This is a genomic window from Sodalis sp. RH14 (assembly GCF_047324285.1).
Classification (GTDB): domain Bacteria; phylum Pseudomonadota; class Gammaproteobacteria; order Enterobacterales; family Enterobacteriaceae; genus Acerihabitans.
On sequence record NZ_CP178739.1, the window covers coordinates 1,960,852 to 1,980,112 of the forward strand.

Consider the following 19,261-nt stretch of genomic DNA (forward strand, 5'->3'; position numbering starts at 1 on the left):
CCCAATGACCATCCCTCCCGAGTATCAGGACCTGGCGCAACAGATCCAGGACTTTCGCCACCACCTGCACCGGCATCCCGAACTGTCCAACCAGGAATTTGAAACCACCGCGAAAATCCGCGCCGCGCTCGAGCGTGAGGGCATCCGCATTCTCGACTTGCCGTTAAAAACCGGCCTGGTGGCGGAAATCGGCGGCCTGCAGCCCGGCCCGCTGGTAGTACTGCGCGCCGATATCGACGCGTTGCCAATCAACGAGGAATCCGGCGTCGAGTACACCTCCGAAAACCCCGGCGTGATGCATGCCTGCGGCCATGATTTTCATAGTTCGGCCGCACTCGGCGCCGCCATCCTGCTCAAGCGCCGGGAGGAGGGATTACAGGGCAGGGTGCGCGTGCTGTTCCAGGCGGCGGAAGAAACCGGCCTGGGTGCGCCGGATCTGATTGCCACCGGCGCGCTGGACGACGCCGCGGTCATTTTCGGCATCCATAACGATCCCACCCTGCCGGTGGGCGTGGTGGGCGGCAAGGACGGCGCGCTGACGGCGGGCGTGGACAGGTTCGAGATCAAGATCGCCGCCAAAGGCTCCCATGCCGCCAAGCCGCACGAGGGCAACGATCCCATTATTATCCTCGGCCAGCTGATTGGCGCGGTGCAAACCCTGATCAGCCGCAACGTGCCGTCCAACAACAATGCCGTGGTATCCATCACCCAGGTCCACAGCGGCAGCACATGGAATGTGATCCCGGATACCGCCTATATCGAGGGCACGGTGCGGACTTTCAGCCAGGACGTGCGCGATCTTATCGAGCAGCGCTTCCGCCAGCTGGTGCAAGGCATCGCCGAGGCCTATGGGGCGCAGCTGGAATTTTTATGGCACGCCGGGCCGCCGTCGGTAGTGAATACGCCGGAATGGGTGGCCTTTGCCCTGGAACAGGCCACCGAGACCGGCTTTGAGGCAAGGCGCGTCGACGCCAGCCCCATCGGCGAGGATTTCGCCTTTTACCAGCAGAAACTGCCCGGCACCTTCATGATGGTCGGATCCGGCGGCCCCCATGCGCTGCACCACCCGAAATTTCGCGTGGACGATCGCGCTTTATTCCCCACCGCCCGTTATCTTGCGCGCCTGGCCGGCGAAGCGCTGAAGTCGCTGGCGTAGCATGAGCGAAACGCTCACCCGGCGGCTGGCGACGCTTATCGCCGACACCCGGCCAGACGAAACGGCGCGGGGAAAATCCCGGGCCGGAGTGCTCGACTATCTGGCGGTGACCCTCCCGGTGCTGCTTGGCCGCGTGGCTGACAGCGGCATGGTTTGCCTGCGCCGGGTCTATGACGGCCGGGATGCGCGCACGCGGGCGCTGCTGCTGGGTTATGCCGGCCATGCGCTGGACTATGATGATTTTCACCCCGATTTTCGTGGCCATCCCAGCACCGTGATCCTGCCGGCGCTGTTCGCCCTGGCCGCAGAGCATCCGACGGTCGGCGCCGCGAGGTTTCTCGACGCCTATACCGTCGGGGTGGAAGCGGCGGGGCGGCTGGGATTGGCCGCCGGCCGCCGGCATTACGCCATGGGTTTTCACAGCACCGGCACCCTGGGCACGCTGGCGGCAACGGCGGCGGCGGCGCGGCTGGTGAAGGCCGACGCCGGTGCGACGGCGGTGATGCTGGGCATTGCCGCCACTCAAGCCAGCGGGCTGCGCGCGCAGACCGGCTCCGCAGCGAAACCCTTGCATGCCGGACTGGCGGCGCAGGCCGCGGTGGCCGCTTGCCAGCTCGCGTTGGCGGGGTTTTCCGGACAGCCTGACGGGATTATCGAGGATTTTCTGGCGGCCAGCTGTGGCGGCCAGCAGGATCCGGACCTGTTGACCGACCGTTGGGGCGAACCTTGGCGCATTGTCACTCCCGGGCTGGAGTTCAAGCCGTATGCCGCCTGCAGCGGTACCCACAGCGCCGCCGATGCGGCGCGCCGGTTACGCCGGCAGTGGCTGGACAGCGGCCATACCCTCGACGCGCTGCTGGATAGGCTTGATCATATCGAGGTGGCGTTTCCGCCGGGCGGCGATCTCGCGCCCTCGGTGCGCCGGCCCCGTAACGGTATGGAAGCGCGCTTCAGCCTGGAATACGTTATTGCCGCCGGCCTGTTGCTTGATGATCTTACCCTTGCGGAATTTGCCGAAGGGCCGGTGAATCCGGCGATTTCGGCGCTGGCGCAGCGGGTCAGCCGCTGTCCCGACCCACTGGCGCCTCCCGATGAGCTGGACCCCTCCGCCCGTTTCCATCAGGTGACGCTATTTTTCCATCACGATGCGCCGCTGCGTTGTAAGGTGACGCGCCGGGAGAGCCTGTCCCATCCGGTGGACCTGTCGCATAAGCTGCGGCGCTGCCTGGCGGGTGAAACGGACGCGACGATCGACGCCATCGAAAGCCTGAGCCGCCTGGATTCACCCTCGGCGCTGTCCCGACTGGGAACGTTACTCCTGTCGGCGCTTCATCAGCCCCGCCGATAGACGCGCTTTACGCTTGACTCATCCCGCCGACCTCCGCGTTTCACTTGCGCGCCACGGCCGCTCCCTGCCCGCCGCGCCCCGGCACGCTTAATGATGTCCGTGCCGCAATCGATGCTTACCCACCGCTGCTTTCCGGCCGACGTGACACCGCGACCGGCGGCTCAAAGACCCTGACTTCCGGCGCCTCGCCCGCAAAACGGCCGACGCGCACCACGGTAATCTGACCGGCGCAGCCCTGGCTGAGCGAAGAGGTGCCGATGTCCAGCGTCAGCACATTGGGATTGCCATGGCGGCAGACGGGTCTCTCCGCCAACGGATCCACCGGATCGTACCAGGCGCCGGTCGGCAACTGTACCACCCCCGGCATAATACGCGCGCTCACCTCAGCGCTAGCCAGCACCGTGCCGCGGCCGTTGACCAGCTCAACCACGTCGCCGGTGGTTATGCCGAGGCGCCGCGCGTCGTCAGGATTCAGGCAACATATCTCGCGCCCGCCGCGTTTGCGGCTGACGCTGTACTGTCCGAAATCAAGCTGGCTGTGCAGACGCGATTCGGGCTGGTTGGCAATCAGATAAAAAGGATGCTGTTCGTCGGGCCGTTGTTGCGGCTCAAGCCACACCGGATGTCCCGGACAGTCCGCATAACCAAAGCCGGCGATGGTCTGGGAGAAAATCTCGATTTTGCCGCTCGGGGTCGGCAGCGGATTGCGCTCCGGATCCTGGCGAAATGCCCGCAGCAGCCGGCCTCCATCCCGATCCTGCGGCAGTTCCAGGATGCCCTGCTGCCAGAAGGTGGCAAAATCAGGCACGCTGACGTCACGTTCACGCAGACGTTCACGCATCTGCTGATAGAGATGCGCCAGCCATTCTCGGGCGCTGCGTCCCTCGGTAAACGCCGCTTCCCCGCCGAGCCGCCGAGCCAGTTCGGTAAAAATGGCGTAATCATCCTTCGCTTCGCCGTAAGGCGTGGCCGCCTGCTGCATGGCAACCAGATACCGGTCCGTCGGTGCGCCGCCGATGTCTTCCCGCTCCAGCGTCATGGTGGCGGGCAGCACGATATCGGCATGACGCGCCGTTGCCGTCCAGGCGGTCTCATGCACGATCAGTGTATCAAGCCGGCAAAACGCCCGGCGCAGGCGCGCCAAGTCCTGATGGTGATGGAACGGATTGCCGCCCGCCCAATAGGCTAGCCGGATGGTCGGATAGGTAAGATGACGCCCGTTGTAAACGAATTTTTCACCGGGATGCAGCAGCATATCGGCCACGCGCGCCACCGGGATAAACCGGTCGATACCGTTTTTACCCTGCGGCAGCGCCGGGAATGCCACCTGGTTGTGGTGCTTGCCGTAATGGCCCAGCGCGCCCAGCGCATAAGCGTAGCCCCCGCCCGGCAGTCCCGGCTGCCCCAACGACGCCGCCAGCACGAGCCCGAGCCATACCGGCTGCTCGCCGTGCTCCGCCCGCTGCAGCGAGTGCGCCACGGTCACCATCACCCTGCGTCCATGTAACTGGGCCGCCAGCGCGTCGATACGCGCTGCGGGGATGCCGCAGATGGGCGCCGCCCAGGCGGCATCGCGGACCTGTCCGTCCACGTCGCCGCGGATATAGGCCACCAGCTTTTCCCAACCGACGCAGTAACGTGCCAGGAACGCCGCATCAATCCACTGGCGGTTTGCCAATATGTGCAGCAGCGCGAGGATCAGCGCCGCGTCGGTGCCGGGACGTATCGGCAGCCACTCACCCCGGGCCTCGGCGGGCAGATCGCTTTCCAGCGGGCTGACCGAGATAAAAGTTGCGCCGCGCCGCGCCGCCTGGTCTATAAAACCGCGCTCAGTGTGTTCGCTCATCCCGCCGCTGGCCACCTGGGAGTTTTTTAACGCCAGGCCGCCGAAGGAGATCATGACCTCGGTGTGCTGCGCGATTTCCTGCCAACTGACGCCGCGGCGGGCGATTTCGTTGATATCGCCGATGATATGCGGCAGCAGGACAGACGACGCGCCGGAGCTATAGCTGTTGACCGAGCGGACGTAACCGCCGAGCGTGGTATTAAGGAAACGATGCACTTGGCTTTGGGCGTGATGAAAGCGTCCGGCGCTGGACCAGCCGTAGGAACCGCCAAATATCGCCTCCGGTCCGGATACACCCGCTACCCGTTGCAACTCGGCGGCCACCCGCTCATAGGCCTCCGGCCAGCTCAGGGCGACATACTCGTCCGCGCCCCGGCGGTTATCGGGGCCCGGGCCCTGTTCCAGCCAACCGCGCCGCACCATCGGACCAGCGATACGCGCCTGATGGCTGAGGGCGTTGGCCATGTTCTGCAGCAGCGGGCTGGGATCGGGATCGCCGCTGAACGGGGTAATGACCAGCCGGTCATCCTGCCAGCGGGCGGTGAAAGCCCCCCAATGGGAGCTGTGGGTTTTGTGATGGGTCGAGGTCATCATGGGTATCCAGGTGAAATAGCAAGCCCGTGATTTACAGCACGGTTGCCAGAAAGTGCCGCACGCGATGATTTTGCGGATCGTCCAGCACACGGTTCGCCGGACCGGCGGCGATAATTTTACCTTCTTCCATAAAAACGACGTTATCCGCCACTTCACGCGCGAAACCAATTTCGTGGGTAACAATTACCATGGTGATGCCTGAGTGCGCCAGCGCTTTAATCACCTGCAGCACTTCTCCCACCAGCTCCGGATCCAGCGCCGATGTCGGCTCATCAAACAGCAGAACCGCCGGATCCATTGCCAGCGCACGGGCAATGGCGACGCGTTGCTGCTGCCCACCGGAAAGCTGCTGCGGCCAGTCGTTTTCCCGTTCGGCCAGCCCGACCTGCCGCAATAGCAGCCGCGCCTTGCTGGTAGCCTGCTGGCGGCTCAGTTTTTTCACCAGCATGGGCGCATCGATGATGTTCTGCAGCACCGTGCGGTGCGAAAAGAGGTTAAATTGCTGGAACACCATGCCGATCCGGCTGCGCTGAAGCGCAATCTCGCGGCTGCCTAATTCATGGAGCGCCTGTCCTTTCTGCCGGTAGCCCACCAGTTCTCCGCCGATAAGAATGGTACCGCCATCAAGCTTTTCCAGATGGTTGATGCACCGCAGCAGGGTAGATTTGCCGGATCCGGACGGCCCGAGGATCACCGTCACCGAGCCGGCGGGAATCTCGAGGGTAACATTATCGAGGATCGTGTTGCCGGAAAAGCGTTTGGTGACTTTGCGCAGGGTGATAGTCTCAGCCATTGTTTAGCCTCCCGATCTTCAGGCTATAAAACAACAGATTGCGTTTCGCCCGATCCTGGCTTGGCTGGCGGATAACGCTGCGGCTAAAATAACGCTCAACGTAATACTGGCCCACCGACAGGACCGAGGTCATCAGCAGATACCACAGCGTCGCCACCAGCAACAGCGGGATTACCTGGTAGGTGCGCTGGTAGATAATTTGCGCCGAGAACAGCACATCCTGCAGCGCGATCACCGAGACCACCGCGGTGGTCTTCAACTGGCCGATAATTTCGTTGCCGGCCGGCGGCAAAATGGCCCGCATCGCCTGCGGCAAGATGGTGTGGCGAAAGATCTGCGCCGGGCGATAGCCCAGCGCCCGCGCCGCTTCCAGTTGGCCATGCCCGACGCTTTGGATCCCTGCGCGCACGATTTCCGCGGCATAGGCGGACTGGTGCATCACCAGCGCGATCACCGCCGCGCTGAACGGGCTTATCAGGGTGTTGGCGTCGGCGCTCCACAGCGCGCCGACGCCGGGCAGGGCCAGGGAAATCTTGGGATAGAGCGCGGCGATATTGTACCAGAGGAACAGCTGTACCAGCATCGGCACGCCGCGAAAGAACCAGGTATAAGCCCAGCTTACCGCCACCAGCAGCGGATTGGACGAAAGGCGCATCAGCGCCAGCACGGTGCCGAAGGCAAAACCGAACAAGACTGAAATGACGGTCAGTTGCAGCGTCATCAGCACGCCGCGCAGGATGGATTCCTCGGTAAAGCTCCCGATAATAGTCTGCCACTCGAAGCGGGGATTGGACATCATAGAATGGATGGCGGCGCACAGCAGGAGCAGCACGAAAAACGCGCTGACCCAGCGGCCGTAATAGCGTTTGCCGACGATCCTCAGCTCATCGGCTTCGGTTTCCTGCGGTGTACTGTTCATTGGAATATCTCTTCGTTTCGTTTTGCTTCTTTCACGGCGCCATAGCCGATCCCCCAACGATCGAGGATTTTTTGATAGCTGCCGTCCTGGATAAGGGAATTGAGCGCGGCCTGCACCGGTTCTTCCAACGGCGACTGTTTGGGGAAAGCGATGGAAACCGGCGCGTCATCCACGCTGATCTCGCCGCTCATGGCCAGCGCTTTCACCAAGTTGACCTGCCAGGTGAGTCCTTCGTAAGGGCCGAAAAACAGCGGCACGCGCCCGCTGACCACGGCCTGCACCCCGGCGGGGCGGTCTGGGAACACCGCGATGTTAATCGGCGGTTTGCCCTGCTCCACGCACTGTTTGCTGGCGGCGTCGAGACGGGTCAGCTGGGTAGTGCCGGCCCCGCCGCCGACCTGTTTGCCGCACACCGCCAATAACGAGGTAAAAGGGGCGACATTGGCGTCTTTACGGGAAATAACCCCGAGCCGGGAAGCGTTGTAATAGCCGATAAAATCAATTTGCTGCAAGCGCGTCTTGGTGGCGTTGATATTGGACAGCGCCACGTCATACCGGCCCGACTTCAGCCCGGGAATAATGTTGTCGAACCCGCCGGTATCCTGCCAGTGCACCGTCACGCCCAGCCGTTCGGCAACGGCGTTCATGATATCGATTTCACGTCCCGCCAGCGTGCGGTTGTCTTCCTGGAAAAAAGTAGTGGGCGGCGTATTGGGGTTGGTGCCGGCAATAATATAGCCCCGGGTCACAATATCGGCGGGCAGTTTATTTTTCAGCCTTTCATCGCTCTTGACGTGAAACGAACTGGCCGTGGGAACATTCTGCTCGGCCGCCCAGGCGTTATGCGCGCCCGCCATCATGAAAAGCGATATAAAACCATGGGATAACTTCATTAAAGGCTTCTCTCCAGATGAAATATGACAAAGGGGCCTGCGTGCAGACCTTAGATAGATAAACATTCAAATTAGATAAAGGCGGAAGCGGTCAGGGCGCTTAGGCAAACGTCGGTCTGGCAACGGTTTCGGCATATTGTCCACTCATTAATAGATTGTCATGGAATACCGACGACCTTCACAAGTGACAAAATTCGCTAAGCTTATAAGAAATTTTGGAATGACCCGCGCCGGGAACGGTGATTGCGCCCCTGAGGCCGGGCCGTGTGACCCTACCCCAATAATGAGCGGAGCAAAGTCGGGGGGCAGGTCAATTCTTTCTCGCCACATGCGTTGGAATGCCTGGAATATGTCGATGTGATCACTCCGAATAAAACCGAGGCCTCACCGCTTTCCGGCGCTGAGTGCTGACACCACCGGCGCCGGTGACGCTTTTAACGGCGCGTTTGCGGCAGCACTGGCCCGCGGCGAGTCGGTGGTGCAAGGAGAATGAGATGACTAAAATTGGAGGTATTGTGCCGGTTATGTTGACTCCCTTTACCCCCGATAACCACATTGACTATGACGGCCTGGCGCGCCTGTTTGACTGGTATCTGGAGAAAGGCGTCGATGCATTATTCGCGGTGTGTCAGTCGAGCGAAATGCACTTCCTCAGTCTGGATGAGCGGGCGGAACTGGCACGATCCGTGGGGTGACGGTGGTTAAACTCGGCGAGATTACATGGCCGGCGCCGCCCATCGAGGTCTCTGCGCAGCCGGCGAAGCCCCTGCCGGCAGCCATCGTTAAACCCTTGGCTAAGCCGATTGCGCCCTGGGAAAAATACGTTCTGCTGGTGGTAGGAATAGTGCTGTTTGGTCGGCTGGCCAACGTGGCGCCGCAGGCGTTCTTGTCGCATTTTACCGTATTCGCGCTGGCGTGCGTGGTGGGCGATTATGTGGTTTGGAACGTCAGCCATGCGCTGCATACGCCCTTGATGTCGGTAACCAACGCTATTTCCGGGATCATCGTGGTGGGGGCGTTGCTGCAGATGGGTCACCGCGGCCGCGGTTGGCGCGCCGTTCCCGCAGCGCCGGTCCGCCCTAGGTGTCCTTGGCGTGGATGCTGCGTCTCATCTTGGCCAGAATTTGCACCAGGGCCTCGCGTTCTTCGGGGGACAACGTCTGCAATAAGCTGTCCGAGACCTGTTCAGCCACGGGCCGGGCAAGATTCAGCATAGTGCGGCCCTGCTTGGTGAGCCGGATAAGACGCCGGCGGCTATCGGCGGCATCCGGGTGCCGGACAATCAGCTGCCTGGTTTCCATGCGTCCAAGCATTTCCGCCAGGGTTGCCTTGGTGGTGGCGCTAGCCTGCCCGAGCGCGGCCTGATCGAGTCCTTCGGGCGAGGTGGCGAGCGCTTCCAAAACCGCATATTGCGGTTTGGTTAGTTCGGGCATCAGCAAGGTCCAGCGGGCGGTATGCTCCTGCAGGACAACGCGCATGAGGTGGAATAAGGTCTTGTCAAACATCCGCTCTATATCCTGTCCGGTAGTTCCCCGTTCACGCCCGTTTGGCGGGGCGGGTATTATCTCCGCTACGTTTGGCGTGCACAAGCAAATCCCGCCATTGATGCATGCCGGGCTTGACGTTCGTATACGAACTAAATAGAATTTTCCGTGAAGCCTGGGGCGGAGTCTGTTCGTCCGAACATATAGTTCGTATACGAACTATATGTTGTTGCCTTGCTTCGTTTATGCGACTTATCCTCGTTATATCGCGGGCCGCTGACGTTGGGGAAGGGCTGACCGGCGCCGGGTAAAACGGCAGGGTAGATGAGTCGACCCGCCTTTTCACATTGGATACGGGATTTAACATGATATTCGACGATTTGCGCCAGTTTCTGCAGGCGCTGGATGAAAATGGCCAACTGCTGCATGTGAAAGACTCCGTCCAGGCCGAGCCGGACCTGGCGGCGGCGGCCAATGCGGCCGGCCGGATCGGGGATAAAGCGCCGGCGCTTTATTTCGATAATATCGCGGGTTTCACCGACGCCAAGGTTGCGCTTAATACCCTGGGTTCGTGGCCTAACCACGCTATCGCCTTGGGCATGGCTCCCGGTACCTCCACCAAGGATCAGGTTGCGGAATTCATCCGGCGCTGGGACGAGTTCCCCGTATCGGTGGAGCGCCGCGCAAATCCGCCCTGGCGGGAAAACAGCGTCGAAGGCGACGATATCAATCTTTTTGAAATACTGCCACTGTTTCGCCTCAACGATGGCGACGGGGGTTTTTATCTGGACAAAGCCGCGGTGGTCTCGCGCGACCCGCAGGACCCCGATAATTTCGGCAAGCAGAATGTCGGCATTTACCGTATGCAGGTCAAGGGCAAACGCCGTCTCGCCATCCAGCCCGTGCCGGTGCACGATATCGCCATCCACCTCAAGGCGGCGGAGGAGCGGGGCGAGGACCTGCCTATCGCTATCACCCTTGGCAACGATCCGATCATCACGCTTATGGCCTCGACGCCCCTGGGCTATGACCAGTCGGAATACGAAATGGCGGGCGCGCTGCGGCAGGCGCCTTATCCGATCGCCACGGCCCCGCTGACCGGATTTGACGTCCCATGGGGGTCGGAGGTGGTTATCGAAGGCGTGATCGAAAGCCGCAAGCGCGAACTGGAAGGCCCGTTCGGCGAGTTCACAGGCAATTATTCCGGCGGGCACCGGATGCCGGTGATAAGGATCGACCGGGTTTCTTATAGAACGCAGCCGATCTTCGAGTCCCTTTATCTTGGCATGCCCTGGACGGAGGTGGACTATCTCATCGGTCCGGCAACCTGTGTCCCGCTTTACAAGCAGCTCAAGGCCGATTTTCCCGAGGTGCAGGCCGTTAATGCCATGTATACCCATGGCCTGCTGGCGATTATTTCCACCAAGAAACGTTATGGCGGATTCGCGAAAGCGGTAGGACTGCGCGCCATGACGACGCCCCATGGATTGGGTTACGTAAAAATGGCGATTGTCGTGGATGAGGACGTCGATCCCTTCAATTTACCCCAGGTTATGTGGGCTTTGTCCACCAAGGTGAATCCCGCGGGCGATCTGGTACAACTGCCCAATATGTCGGTGGTCGCGCTTGACCCCGGCTCGACGCCCGCAGGCGTGACCGACAAGCTGGTCATTGATGCGACGACCCCCGTCGTTCCGGACACGCGCGGCAATTACGGTCTACCGGTGCGCGATCTTCCCGAAACGGGCCGCTGGATCGAGCGGCTGAACACGCTGATCGCCAACAACCGTTGATCCGATAATAGATAATAAATGAAAAGGAACATATGATGATTTGTCCTCGTTGCCAGCATCCGGAGACGGACGTTTTGTTTGAAAGCCCGGTCCCGGGCGTATTTACCGTATTTCAATGCGGGCAATGCCTTTACACCTGGCGTTCGACCGAGCCGCCGCGCCGTTCCGATCCCCGGTTTTATCCGCAAGCGTTCCGCCTGGACCCCGGGAGTCTGGAACACGCCGAGGAAATACCACCGGTTCCGGTCCTGCGGAAAGTCACCGGAGAGTAATACACCTCGTATCCGGTGCGCCTGGGTAAGGGGTTAAATCATTCCCGCCACACCGCGTCGCGGACTTCAATGGCCCGCGGGGGCAGACCCAGCGCGTAGAAGCGGCCGGCAATTGCCTGCTGCTCGCGAAAAATGGTCAGGTCCATGCACTGGGTCTGATGGCTGCGACGCGTCAGCACATGACTAAGGGCATCCGTCGCCAGGCCGAGCTCGCCAGAAAGCAGGGCGGCCGCCCCGGCCCGGTGGTGCTGGCCTTGCCGGAGGACACGCGATGGCAATGTTCAGACGTTGGCATAGTTGCCTCAAGCCCACGCCTGGAATCCCATCCGGGCATGACGCAAATGGCGATGCTGCATCGGCTGCAACAGGCGGAACGGCCGTTTCTCCCGGTGGGGAGCAGCGGCTCCGTTAATGCCCAGCATCGGCTACAGTAATTCGCCCACCGATCGCCGCAATAATGACCATGGCGGTATTTTGGGCTTATCAGTGGGAACCCGTATAAAGATCTGAGTTTCAGTGAAACGCGCTTTCTTCATAATGAGGCTCCCGTTGGTTGCATTTTAATCAGAGAACTTCATCAAGCGGTAAGACTAAATTTCGGGGGGACTACACACAACCTGATTTGTTATATGCGAACCAGCCCCATGTTGAAAACCTGAGGTTGGTTTTTCCCAGAGATAGATTGATGAAATCTTAGAATTTGATTTGTATCTTTGACGATATCGTTTTATCGGCGGCGGCAATCAACGCGCTCTCGATGGCTTCCGGCTGATATTCGCCGCTCAGCAGCGGCAGCGGATTGATGCGACCGTCCTGCAGCCATTTCACCGCGGTGTCGAACTCATTTATAAAACGGAAAGATCCGACCCAGCGTATTTCTTTCACCAGCATCGGCATCACCGGGTATTCTACGCTGCTGGCGCCCATGCCCACCTGCACCACGGTGCCGGCCGGGCGGGTGAGGGCGACGGTAGAGCTGATGGCCGCCGGGCTGCCGGAAGCTTCAAACACCACGTCAAAATAGCCCCGGTCCCGCTGATAGAAAGCGGCGCTGTCTTTATTCATCGGATTAAATGTCGCGGTGGCGCCCATCTGAGCGGCCAGCGTCAGGCAGCGGTCGCTGACATCGCACGCCACGGCTTCGGCCGCCCCGGCGCTTAACGCCGCGGCCAGGATCAGACAGCCAATCGGCCCGGCGCCGATCACCAGCACTTTTTTGCCGACCAGCGTGCCCGCCGCGTTAACGGCGTGGATCGCCACCGCCAGCGGTTCGGCAAAGGCGATGACTTTCGGTTCGGCGTGCTCATCATAAGGAATACACTGTTTTACAGCAGCCACCACATATTCGGAGAATCCCCCGTTTACATGCGGGTCGAACTGCGCGCTGCCCATAAAACGCATGGCGGAGCACAGGTTTTGCTTGCCCTCCAGGCAGAACACGCAATGGTTGCAGGGTTGCGAAGGATTGACCGCCACGCGCTGGCCGACCCGCAGGTTAGAGCCCACCGGCGCCTTGCTTACAACGCCTACGAACTCATGGCCGACCACCATGGGATGTTTGAGTACCGACATCCCTGCGCGTCCATGTTGGTAATAATGGATATCGGACCCGCAAATGCCGCCGCAGTCCACCTTCACCAGCACATCCTCATCCTGGTATTCCAGCTCACGTTGTTCTACGCGAATATCTTTCTCACCGTAGGCGAAGCAGGCTTTGCAACTGATTGTATGGGTGCTCATTATTTGACCTCGATTTTAAGTGCGTCTGGGCCGGGTTGCGGCCGGACAGGTTCAGTTGATTTCGGCGGGACGATCACGTCGATTTTCCCGACCAGGAAGGTATAGGCCAGCAGGCCGGCCAGTGCGACCGCGGCGATATACCACATCGCGTACTTGAAATTATTGGTGCGCTGCAGGATAACGCCGATGACAATCGGACTGATGATGCCGGACAGGTTGCCGCAGATATTCAGGCAGCCGCCCATGGTGCCGAGAAAGTTACGCGGGATAACGTCGCTCCATACCACCCAACCCAGATTGGAGAAAGCGTTGGCGAAAAAGGCGATGGACAGGATGGCAATGGCGATGAGGGGCTGATCTTCAAAATAGTTGACCAGGCAAATCACCATGGTCAGGCACAGCCCGGACATCACGGGCAGCTTACGGGCCAGCGTACGCGATGCGCCTTTTTTCAGCAGCATGTCGCTCAGGGTGCCGCCGCACAGCACGCCGGCCATGGCCATCAGGTATGGAAAGGAAGCTCCCAGGCCCGCTTTGGCGATCGACAGGTGCAGCCCCTTTTCCAGATAGACGATAAACCAGGTCAGGAAGAAATATAGCGTGGAGGAACAGGCGAACTGGGCAATAAACAGACCCCAGATGGTGCGTTTTTTCAGGAAGAAGCGAATATCGGCCCAGCGTACTTTTTCGCTGACGTTAGCCTGGTTTAGTGAACCGTAGCCGCCGCCGTCGCGGATATAATCCAGTTCTTGCCGGTTGGTCTTGACGCTATGCTGCGGATCGCGGTATTTCATCAGCCAGAAGATGCCGAACAGGATGCCGGCGGCGCCGGACAGGTAAAATGACATTTGCCAGCCGAATTCCGCCACGATAAACGACAGTGCCGGAGTGAGCAGCGCCAGCCCGATGTATTGCGCGCTGGAATAAATGGCGGTGGCGCGCGCCCGTTCATGATCGGGAAACCAGGTGGCAATTATCTTGGTATTGGACGGGAAAGAAGGCGCTTCGGCTATGCCGATCAGGGCCCGGCAGCCCAGTAACATCAGGAATGACGCGGTAGCGGTGGCAAACAGGTGATGCGAGGCAAACCCCATCAGGAAGGTAAACACGCTCCACAGGATGATGGCGCTGCCGTACAAGACGCGTGAGCCGATGCGGTCCAGCACATAACCCACCGGGATCTGGCTGGCGGCGTAGAACCAGGTGAACATGGAGAACAGCAGCCCAAGCTGGGTGGGACTCAAATCGAAATCGGCCTGGATTTTACTGCCGGCGACGGACAGGTTGGCCCGGTCCATATAATTAATTGCCGTTACGATAAATAACAGCGACAAAATAAAGAATCGCGACTTGGTTGCTTTCATTTTATTTTCCTGGTCAAAAGGTACCATTTTTTTATAAGCAGACGGATACAGGGATATAGCCCACAGCGGCGATGCTGTGGGCGTAGGTATATTCAGATCAGGCTGGGCGGGTTACAGCACGGCCAGCCAGCCGCCGTCGACGTAGATAATCTGGCCGTTGATGTAGTCGGACGCGGTGGAGGAAAGGAACACCGCGGTGCCGATCAGTTCTTCCGGCTTGCCCCAGCGCTTTGACGGGTTGCTGGCTTTGACCCAGGCGTCGAACTGTTTATTGTCGATAAGCGCGGTGTTCATATCGGTAAGGATATAACCGGGGCCGATGGCGTTGGTCTGAATGTTGAATTCCGCCCATTCGGCGGCCATTGAGCAGGTCAGCATCTTGATACCGCCTTTGGCCGCGGTATAGGGCGCCACGGTGGGGCGGGCGGCCTGGCTGGTCAGCGATCCGATATTGATGATCTTGCCGCCATTGCCGCGGGCAATCATCCGTTTCGCGGCCGCGCGCGAAACGATAAACGCGCTGGTCAGGTTAGTGTCGATGACGCGTTGCCACTGTTCCAGCTCCAGCTCCACCATGGGTTTGCGGTACTGGATGCCGGCATTGTTAATCAGGATATCCACCGGCAGCCCCTGTTGTTCCAGGGCGGCGAACGCGCTTTCCACCGCATCCTCATTGGTGACGTCGAAGGCGACGCCCTGCGCCTGATAACCTTTAGCACGGAGTTTTTGTACCGATTCATCCAGCAGCTCCGCGCGGATATCGTTCAGGACTACGCTGGCGCCAGCGGCGGCCAGCCCTTCGGCGTAACAATATCCCAAACCTCGTGCCGAACCGGTCACTAGTGCCGTTTTCCCGGTTAAATCAAACAGTGCAGACATAGCAATTCCTCATTATGGGGTCATGGCGATAGATATCGCTCGTTAACTTGTATGACATCATTCATATTTAAAGTGAAGTAATGAATTTTTTAAAGCAATGCACATACATCTTTTTTGCGGTGAAGATCACAGAATAATTTATTTTTATGTTATTTATTCTGTCAAATACGTTTTAAAACAATTAGATAATATATTATTGTTAATTTTATGACCGGGTGCACATTCTTGGATTCGCAGGCTTTGCATCGTGCATTTTCACGGGTATAACGAAAATTACTTGTAGGACAACATATGAGATGCTAGATCTGATAACACTAGCCGGTTGGGTGTCCGGGCGGTTAAGGCGAGGGAACACGCCGCCGTGAAATGAACACGGATGTTAACGGGCAAACATTAAATTTAAGGAGTGACTGTGAGTAATTTGAAAATCACCGCGGTGAAAACCATTCTGACCGCCCCGGGCGGCATCGATCTGGCGGTGGTGAAGGTAGAAACCAATCAGCCGGGATTATATGGCCTGGGCTGCGCCACCTTTACCCAGCGTATCCAGGCGGTGAAAAGCGCCATCGACGGCTACATGGCGCCGTTCCTGATTGGCAAGGACCCGGCGCGCATCGAGGATATCTGGCAATCGGCCTGCGTAAGCGGTTACTGGCGCAGCGGCCCCATCATGAATAACGCGCTGTCCGGCGTGGACATGGCGTTATGGGATATCAAAGGCAAGCTGGCCGGCATGCCGGTGTATGAGCTGCTGGGCGGCAAATGCCGCGATGGCATTCCGCTGTATGTGCATACCGACGGCAGCGACGAATTTGAAGTGGAGGACAATGTCCGCGCACGCATGGAAGAGGGCTATCAGTACGTCCGCTGCCAGATGGGCATGTATGGCGGCGCGGGTACCGACGACCTGAAGCTTATCGCCACCCGGCTGGCCCGGGCAAAGAACATTCAGCCGAAACGCTCGCCGCGCGCCAGCACGCCGGGGATTTATTTCGATCCGGATGCCTACGTGAAAAGCGTGCCGCGCCTGTTCGACCATCTGCGCAATACACTCGGCTTCGGCATCGAATTTATCCATGATGTGCACGAGCGCGTGACGCCGATGGCCGCCATCCAGCTGGCCAAGAATCTGGAACAGTACCAGATGTTTTATCTTGAGGACCCCGTGGCGCCGGAAAATATCGATTGGCTGAAGATGCTGCGCCAACAGTCGTCCACGCCGATTTCGATGGGCGAATTGTTTACCAGCGTCAATGACTGGAGACCGCTGATTACTCACAACCTGATCGATTATATCCGTTGCCATGTCAGCACCATCGGTGGCATCACTCCGGCGAAAAAGCTGGCGACGCTGAGCGAAATCCACGGCGTGCGCACCGCCTGGCATGGCCCGGGTGACATTTCGCCAGTGGGCGTTTGCGCCAACCTGCACCTGGATATGAGCGTGACCAACTTCGGCATCCAGGAATACACGCCGGTCAACGACGCGCTGCGAGAGGTGTTCCCCGGCTGCCCGGAAATCGAGCTGGGTTATGCGTACCTGAGCGACCGCCCGGGGCTGGGCATTGATATCAATGAGGAAAAAGCGGCGCACTACCCCTGTATCGGTGGTATCCCGTCCTGGACCCTGGCGCGTACTCCTGATGGGACTGCGTCGCGGCCATAGGGAACGCGCGGCATAGGAGGATGGCATCCTCTTATAGCGGCCGGGCGCTTATGCGTCCGGCGCCGACTGTTTCAGTTTCTCAATCGCCGCCACGTTTTCCGACATCGCTTCATTGAGCACCGCCACCGCGGTGGAGGAGTCTCGGTTCTTGATCGCCATGAACACCTTGATATGGGCCTCGACGCTTTCCAGCGAGATGCCGAGTGCGCGGTTCAGCTCTTCCAGATAGTAGTAGTAGATGTCTTTGATGGAATTCATGACGTTGTAAAACACTTTGTTCTGCGATGCTTTGGCTATCGCCAGATGGAAATCAAAGTCGGCCTGTGAATACTTTTTGTAGTCGTCCTTGTTCACCAGCATGCGGTTCAACGCCTGTTCCAGGGCGGTGATGTCGTCGGGCGTGGCGTTGCATACCGCCAGCTCCATGCATTTGAACTCCACCGTTTGGCGGAACACCATCATATCGTGAAACTCTTCGCGGCTCAGGTGCATGATGGGTTGGTGTTCGTTTAACAGACTTTGCTGGTTAAGGTCCTTGGTGACAAAGCTGCCTTTGCCCTGGTGAGTGATGACAATACCCAGATCGCGCAGGCGCTGTACCGCGCTGCGGATGCTGACGCGGCTGACGTTGAACGAGGCGGTCAGTTCGGCCTCGGAAGGTAGCTTGCTGCCCGGGGGCCAACTTCCGTCCAGCAGCTTTTCCTTGATCTGATCATAAACCGCGTTAACCACGTTGTGTTTCTGTATTGATTGAATGCTCATGGTGTCCGTCGCATACGTTGTCCTACAACATGCCTGTGTATAGCACGCCCAGCGGGGGCTGTGAAGCCAAAAAGCGCATTTTCATGCTGTCAGGCCGAAACCAGCCGCTGAAAATAAAATATGTGATCGTCACTTCATTTTGGCGGATTGGTCATTGATCGGCGATGGAGAATGCCGCATTTTTAAACATGAATGATGTCATACAAGATGTTGTGTGACAGGTAGTGTTTGGCAATGAAGAAAGATAAACACTCCGGCTTCAGGTACTGACCGGTAATAATTAACCCCCTTGGAATATCGACATGAGTCAACTTTTGCCACAGAACCTAGCGCCGATACGCTGGCGTAAACTGATCCCGCTGGCTTTTATAACCTACAGCCTGGCCTATCTCGATCGCGCCAACTACGGTTTTGGCGCCGCCTCAGGACTGGCGCACGATCTGAATATCACGCCGGGCATATCGTCGTTGCTGGGCGCGTTGTTTTTCCTGGGTTATTTTTTCTTCCAGGTGCCGGGCGGCATCTATTCGGAACGGCGCAGCGCCAAAAAACTGATTTTCTGGAGCCTGATATTGTGGGGGATCCTGGCGACTGCAACCGGCATAGTGCATAGCGTGGCGGCGCTGGCCGTGATCCGTTTCCTGCTGGGCGTGGCCGAAAGCGTGGTGATGCCGGCGATGCTGGTGTTCCTCAGCCACTGGTTTACCAAGCGCGAGCGTTCCAAAGCCAATACGTTCCTGTTCCTAGGCAACCCGATCACGGTGTTGTGGATGTCGATTGTGTCAGGTTACCTGGTAAATTTCTTCGGCTGGCGCGGCATGTTTATCATCGAAGGCGTGCCGGCAATCGTCTGGGCGGTTATCTGGTGGGTTATCTTTGTTGACCGGCCGAAAGACGCCAAATGGCTGACAGACCAAGAGAAGCAGGATCTTGAAACTGCGCTGGCGGCCGAGCAGGTGGAAATGAAACCCGTGAAAAATTACGCCGAGGCGTTCCGCTCGAAGAAGGTGCTGGCGTTGTCGTTTATCCATTTCTTCTGGAATATCGGCATGTACGGTTTCATTATGTGGCTGCCTTCAATCCTGAAGACCGCCTCGGGTTTGGGCATCGTGGCCACCGGTTGGCTATCCGCCGCGCCTTACCTGCTGGCGGTGCCGCTGATGCTGACCGCTTCTTATTTCTCCGATAAATTCCAGCAGCGTAAGCTGGTGGTGCTTTTGTTCCTTGGCCTGGGGGCGGTATGTTTTTGCGGATCCTTTACCCTGGGCGCCGACCATTTTTGGTTGTCCTACGTGCTGCTGGTGATCGCCGGCGGAGCGATGTACACCCCTTATGGGCCTTTTTTTGCCGCGGTGCCGGAGTTGTTGCCGCGCAATGTCATGGCGGGGGCGATGGCGTTTATCGTCAGCTTCGGCGCGCTGGGCTCGTTTGTCGGGGCGTGGATTGTCGGCTACCTGAATGGCATTTTCCAGGGGCCGCAGGCGTCTTATGTTTTTATGGGCGGTTCACTGGTGATCGCCGTCATCTTGACCGCTTTGACCGGCTTCAGTAATAAAACCTCTGCGCAGGCGGCGTCGAAGGCGGTGGCGCTACCCTAATCCCTGTACAGGCCGGTTACTTTAACGGCCTGGTTTTTGCGTCCATTACCTTCGATTATGTGTAAGTGTTCTACAACCGTACCCGCCGGCACGGCCATCTGGGCGGGGTCAGTCCTGCCAGACGGTCCCGATTTACAGGGCCGCCTTATGAATA

General features: G+C 59.0%; 16 protein-coding genes and 4 pseudogenes. 10 read left to right on the plus strand and 10 right to left on the minus strand.

Features of this window, described 5'->3' with window-relative positions; translation table 11 throughout:
* The first annotated feature begins 4 nt into the window (after positions 1 to 4).
* Both ACL2XQ_RS08735 and ACL2XQ_RS08740 read left to right on the plus strand, forming a co-directional pair.
* Positions 5 to 1,156: an amidohydrolase gene (locus ACL2XQ_RS08735; protein WP_410015491.1), complete on the plus strand. Its 1,152-nt coding sequence runs from the start codon at positions 5 to 7 to the stop codon at positions 1,154 to 1,156.
* Position 1,157: 1 nt separating this feature from the next.
* The gene (locus tag ACL2XQ_RS08740) at positions 1,158 to 2,504 is read left to right on the plus strand and encodes an MmgE/PrpD family protein (protein ID WP_413740283.1); all 1,347 of its coding nucleotides are present in this window, start codon (positions 1,158 to 1,160) and stop codon (positions 2,502 to 2,504) included.
* Between the two features lie 115 nt (positions 2,505 to 2,619).
* Here ACL2XQ_RS08740 and ACL2XQ_RS08745 read toward each other — a convergent pair whose 3' ends face one another.
* Genes ACL2XQ_RS08745 through ACL2XQ_RS08760 form a run of 4 tightly spaced genes read right to left on the minus strand, consistent with a single transcriptional unit; the run spans position 2,620 to position 7,549 of the window.
* The gene (locus ACL2XQ_RS08745; RefSeq protein ID WP_413730575.1) at positions 2,620 to 4,944 is read right to left on the minus strand and encodes a molybdopterin-dependent oxidoreductase; all 2,325 of its coding nucleotides are present in this window, start codon (positions 4,942 to 4,944) and stop codon (positions 2,620 to 2,622) included.
* 31 nt (positions 4,945 to 4,975) lie between these two features.
* The gene (locus tag ACL2XQ_RS08750; protein ID WP_413722578.1) at positions 4,976 to 5,737 is read right to left on the minus strand and encodes an amino acid ABC transporter ATP-binding protein; all 762 of its coding nucleotides are present in this window, start codon (positions 5,735 to 5,737) and stop codon (positions 4,976 to 4,978) included.
* Entirely contained in the window at positions 5,730 to 6,656 is a 927-nt protein-coding gene (locus ACL2XQ_RS08755) for an amino acid ABC transporter permease (RefSeq protein ID WP_410015487.1), read from the minus strand. The genes ACL2XQ_RS08750 and ACL2XQ_RS08755 overlap by 8 nt, the downstream gene beginning before the upstream one ends.
* Positions 6,653 to 7,549 (minus strand): ABC transporter substrate-binding protein, encoded by an 897-nt coding sequence (locus ACL2XQ_RS08760; protein WP_413728558.1) that lies wholly within the window; start codon positions 7,547 to 7,549, stop codon positions 6,653 to 6,655. Before ACL2XQ_RS08760 ends, ACL2XQ_RS08755 begins: the two co-directional genes overlap by 4 nt.
* A gap of 318 nt (positions 7,550 to 7,867) precedes the next feature.
* Between ACL2XQ_RS08760 and ACL2XQ_RS08765 the strand changes: the two are divergent.
* The 3 pseudogenes from ACL2XQ_RS08765 to ACL2XQ_RS08775 form a co-directional block, all read left to right on the plus strand.
* A pseudogene (locus ACL2XQ_RS08765) lies at positions 7,868 to 8,033 on the plus strand (PfkB family carbohydrate kinase); the annotation flags it as partial.
* Between the two features lie 10 nt (positions 8,034 to 8,043).
* Positions 8,044 to 8,238 (plus strand): annotated as a pseudogene (locus ACL2XQ_RS08770) (dihydrodipicolinate synthase family protein); the annotation flags it as partial.
* Positions 8,232 to 8,591: pseudogene (locus ACL2XQ_RS08775) on the plus strand (proton-translocating transhydrogenase family protein); the annotation flags it as partial. The pseudogenes ACL2XQ_RS08770 and ACL2XQ_RS08775, both read left to right, overlap by 7 nt.
* A gap of 37 nt (positions 8,592 to 8,628) precedes the next feature.
* Here the strand turns inward: ACL2XQ_RS08775 and ACL2XQ_RS08780 are convergent.
* Positions 8,629 to 9,054: a MarR family winged helix-turn-helix transcriptional regulator gene (locus ACL2XQ_RS08780; RefSeq protein WP_413730574.1), complete on the minus strand. Its 426-nt coding sequence runs from the start codon at positions 9,052 to 9,054 to the stop codon at positions 8,629 to 8,631.
* Positions 9,055 to 9,398: 344 nt separating this feature from the next.
* Between ACL2XQ_RS08780 and ACL2XQ_RS08785 the strand changes: the two genes are divergently transcribed.
* Together ACL2XQ_RS08785 and ACL2XQ_RS08790 are read left to right on the plus strand one after the other, a co-directional pair.
* Positions 9,399 to 10,826, plus strand: coding sequence for a non-oxidative hydroxyarylic acid decarboxylases subunit C (locus ACL2XQ_RS08785; protein WP_413740284.1), 1,428 nt, complete (start codon positions 9,399 to 9,401; stop codon positions 10,824 to 10,826).
* A gap of 35 nt (positions 10,827 to 10,861) precedes the next feature.
* Positions 10,862 to 11,098 (plus strand): non-oxidative hydroxyarylic acid decarboxylases subunit D, encoded by a 237-nt coding sequence (locus tag ACL2XQ_RS08790; RefSeq protein ID WP_413740512.1) that lies wholly within the window; start codon positions 10,862 to 10,864, stop codon positions 11,096 to 11,098.
* A gap of 38 nt (positions 11,099 to 11,136) precedes the next feature.
* On the opposite strand, the pseudogene ACL2XQ_RS08795 reads toward ACL2XQ_RS08790, so the two are convergent.
* Positions 11,137 to 11,343: pseudogene (locus ACL2XQ_RS08795) on the minus strand (AAA family ATPase); the annotation flags it as partial.
* On the opposite strand from ACL2XQ_RS08795, the gene ACL2XQ_RS08800 reads away from it, so the two are divergent.
* Complete coding sequence (locus ACL2XQ_RS08800; RefSeq protein WP_413728865.1) at positions 11,257 to 11,532, plus strand: hypothetical protein; 276 nt, start codon at positions 11,257 to 11,259, stop codon at positions 11,530 to 11,532. The pseudogene ACL2XQ_RS08795 and the gene ACL2XQ_RS08800 overlap by 87 nt on opposite strands.
* 259 nt (positions 11,533 to 11,791) lie before the next feature.
* Here ACL2XQ_RS08800 and idnD read toward each other — a convergent pair whose 3' ends face one another.
* From idnD to ACL2XQ_RS08815, 3 genes are all read right to left on the minus strand, one after another.
* Entirely contained in the window at positions 11,792 to 12,838 is a 1,047-nt protein-coding gene (gene idnD, locus ACL2XQ_RS08805; RefSeq protein WP_413740285.1) for an L-idonate 5-dehydrogenase, read from the minus strand.
* On the minus strand, positions 12,838 to 14,202 hold the full coding sequence (locus tag ACL2XQ_RS08810; RefSeq protein ID WP_413740286.1) for an MFS transporter: 1,365 nt from the start codon (positions 14,200 to 14,202) through the stop codon (positions 12,838 to 12,840). The genes idnD and ACL2XQ_RS08810 overlap by 1 nt, the downstream gene beginning before the upstream one ends.
* 111 nt (positions 14,203 to 14,313) lie before the next feature.
* Complete coding sequence (locus ACL2XQ_RS08815) at positions 14,314 to 15,081, minus strand: SDR family oxidoreductase (RefSeq protein ID WP_410015480.1); 768 nt, start codon at positions 15,079 to 15,081, stop codon at positions 14,314 to 14,316.
* A 412-nt stretch (positions 15,082 to 15,493) separates the two neighbouring features.
* On the opposite strand from ACL2XQ_RS08815, the gene ACL2XQ_RS08820 reads away from it, so the two are divergent.
* Positions 15,494 to 16,747, plus strand: a complete 1,254-nt coding sequence (locus tag ACL2XQ_RS08820) for an enolase C-terminal domain-like protein (RefSeq protein WP_413740287.1) — start codon at positions 15,494 to 15,496, stop codon at positions 16,745 to 16,747.
* A 48-nt stretch (positions 16,748 to 16,795) separates the two neighbouring features.
* On the opposite strand, the gene ACL2XQ_RS08825 is transcribed toward ACL2XQ_RS08820, so the two are convergent.
* Entirely contained in the window at positions 16,796 to 17,509 is a 714-nt protein-coding gene (locus tag ACL2XQ_RS08825; protein ID WP_410015478.1) for a FadR/GntR family transcriptional regulator, read from the minus strand.
* A 302-nt stretch (positions 17,510 to 17,811) separates the two neighbouring features.
* Here ACL2XQ_RS08825 and ACL2XQ_RS08830 point away from each other — a divergent pair, with 302 nt between their 5' ends.
* Positions 17,812 to 19,107 (plus strand): MFS transporter, encoded by a 1,296-nt coding sequence (locus ACL2XQ_RS08830; RefSeq protein ID WP_413740288.1) that lies wholly within the window; start codon positions 17,812 to 17,814, stop codon positions 19,105 to 19,107.
* Positions 19,108 to 19,261 lie beyond the last annotated feature (154 nt).

Excerpts from the sequence above, each read along its gene's own strand:
- ACL2XQ_RS08735 (WP_410015491.1), top strand. The coding sequence starts at position 5 with ATGACCATCCCTCCCGAGTATCAGGACCTGGCGCAACAGATCCAGGAC.
- ACL2XQ_RS08740 (WP_413740283.1), top strand. The coding sequence starts at position 1,158 with ATGAGCGAAACGCTCACCCGGCGGCTGGCGACGCTTATCGCCGACACC.
- ACL2XQ_RS08745 (WP_413730575.1), bottom strand. The coding sequence starts at position 4,944 with ATGATGACCTCGACCCATCACAAAACCCACAGCTCCCATTGGGGGGCT.
- ACL2XQ_RS08750 (WP_413722578.1), bottom strand. The coding sequence starts at position 5,737 with ATGGCTGAGACTATCACCCTGCGCAAAGTCACCAAACGCTTTTCCGGC.
- ACL2XQ_RS08755 (WP_410015487.1), bottom strand. The coding sequence starts at position 6,656 with ATGAACAGTACACCGCAGGAAACCGAAGCCGATGAGCTGAGGATCGTC.
- ACL2XQ_RS08760 (WP_413728558.1), bottom strand. The coding sequence starts at position 7,549 with ATGAAGTTATCCCATGGTTTTATATCGCTTTTCATGATGGCGGGCGCG.
- ACL2XQ_RS08780 (WP_413730574.1), bottom strand. The coding sequence starts at position 9,054 with ATGTTTGACAAGACCTTATTCCACCTCATGCGCGTTGTCCTGCAGGAG.
- ACL2XQ_RS08785 (WP_413740284.1), top strand. The coding sequence starts at position 9,399 with ATGATATTCGACGATTTGCGCCAGTTTCTGCAGGCGCTGGATGAAAAT.
- ACL2XQ_RS08790 (WP_413740512.1), top strand. The coding sequence starts at position 10,862 with ATGATTTGTCCTCGTTGCCAGCATCCGGAGACGGACGTTTTGTTTGAA.
- ACL2XQ_RS08800 (WP_413728865.1), top strand. The coding sequence starts at position 11,257 with ATGGCTGCGACGCGTCAGCACATGACTAAGGGCATCCGTCGCCAGGCC.
- idnD (WP_413740285.1), bottom strand. The coding sequence starts at position 12,838 with ATGAGCACCCATACAATCAGTTGCAAAGCCTGCTTCGCCTACGGTGAG.
- ACL2XQ_RS08810 (WP_413740286.1), bottom strand. The coding sequence starts at position 14,202 with ATGAAAGCAACCAAGTCGCGATTCTTTATTTTGTCGCTGTTATTTATC.
- ACL2XQ_RS08815 (WP_410015480.1), bottom strand. The coding sequence starts at position 15,081 with ATGTCTGCACTGTTTGATTTAACCGGGAAAACGGCACTAGTGACCGGT.
- ACL2XQ_RS08825 (WP_410015478.1), bottom strand. The coding sequence starts at position 17,509 with ATGAGCATTCAATCAATACAGAAACACAACGTGGTTAACGCGGTTTAT.
- ACL2XQ_RS08830 (WP_413740288.1), top strand. The coding sequence starts at position 17,812 with ATGAGTCAACTTTTGCCACAGAACCTAGCGCCGATACGCTGGCGTAAA.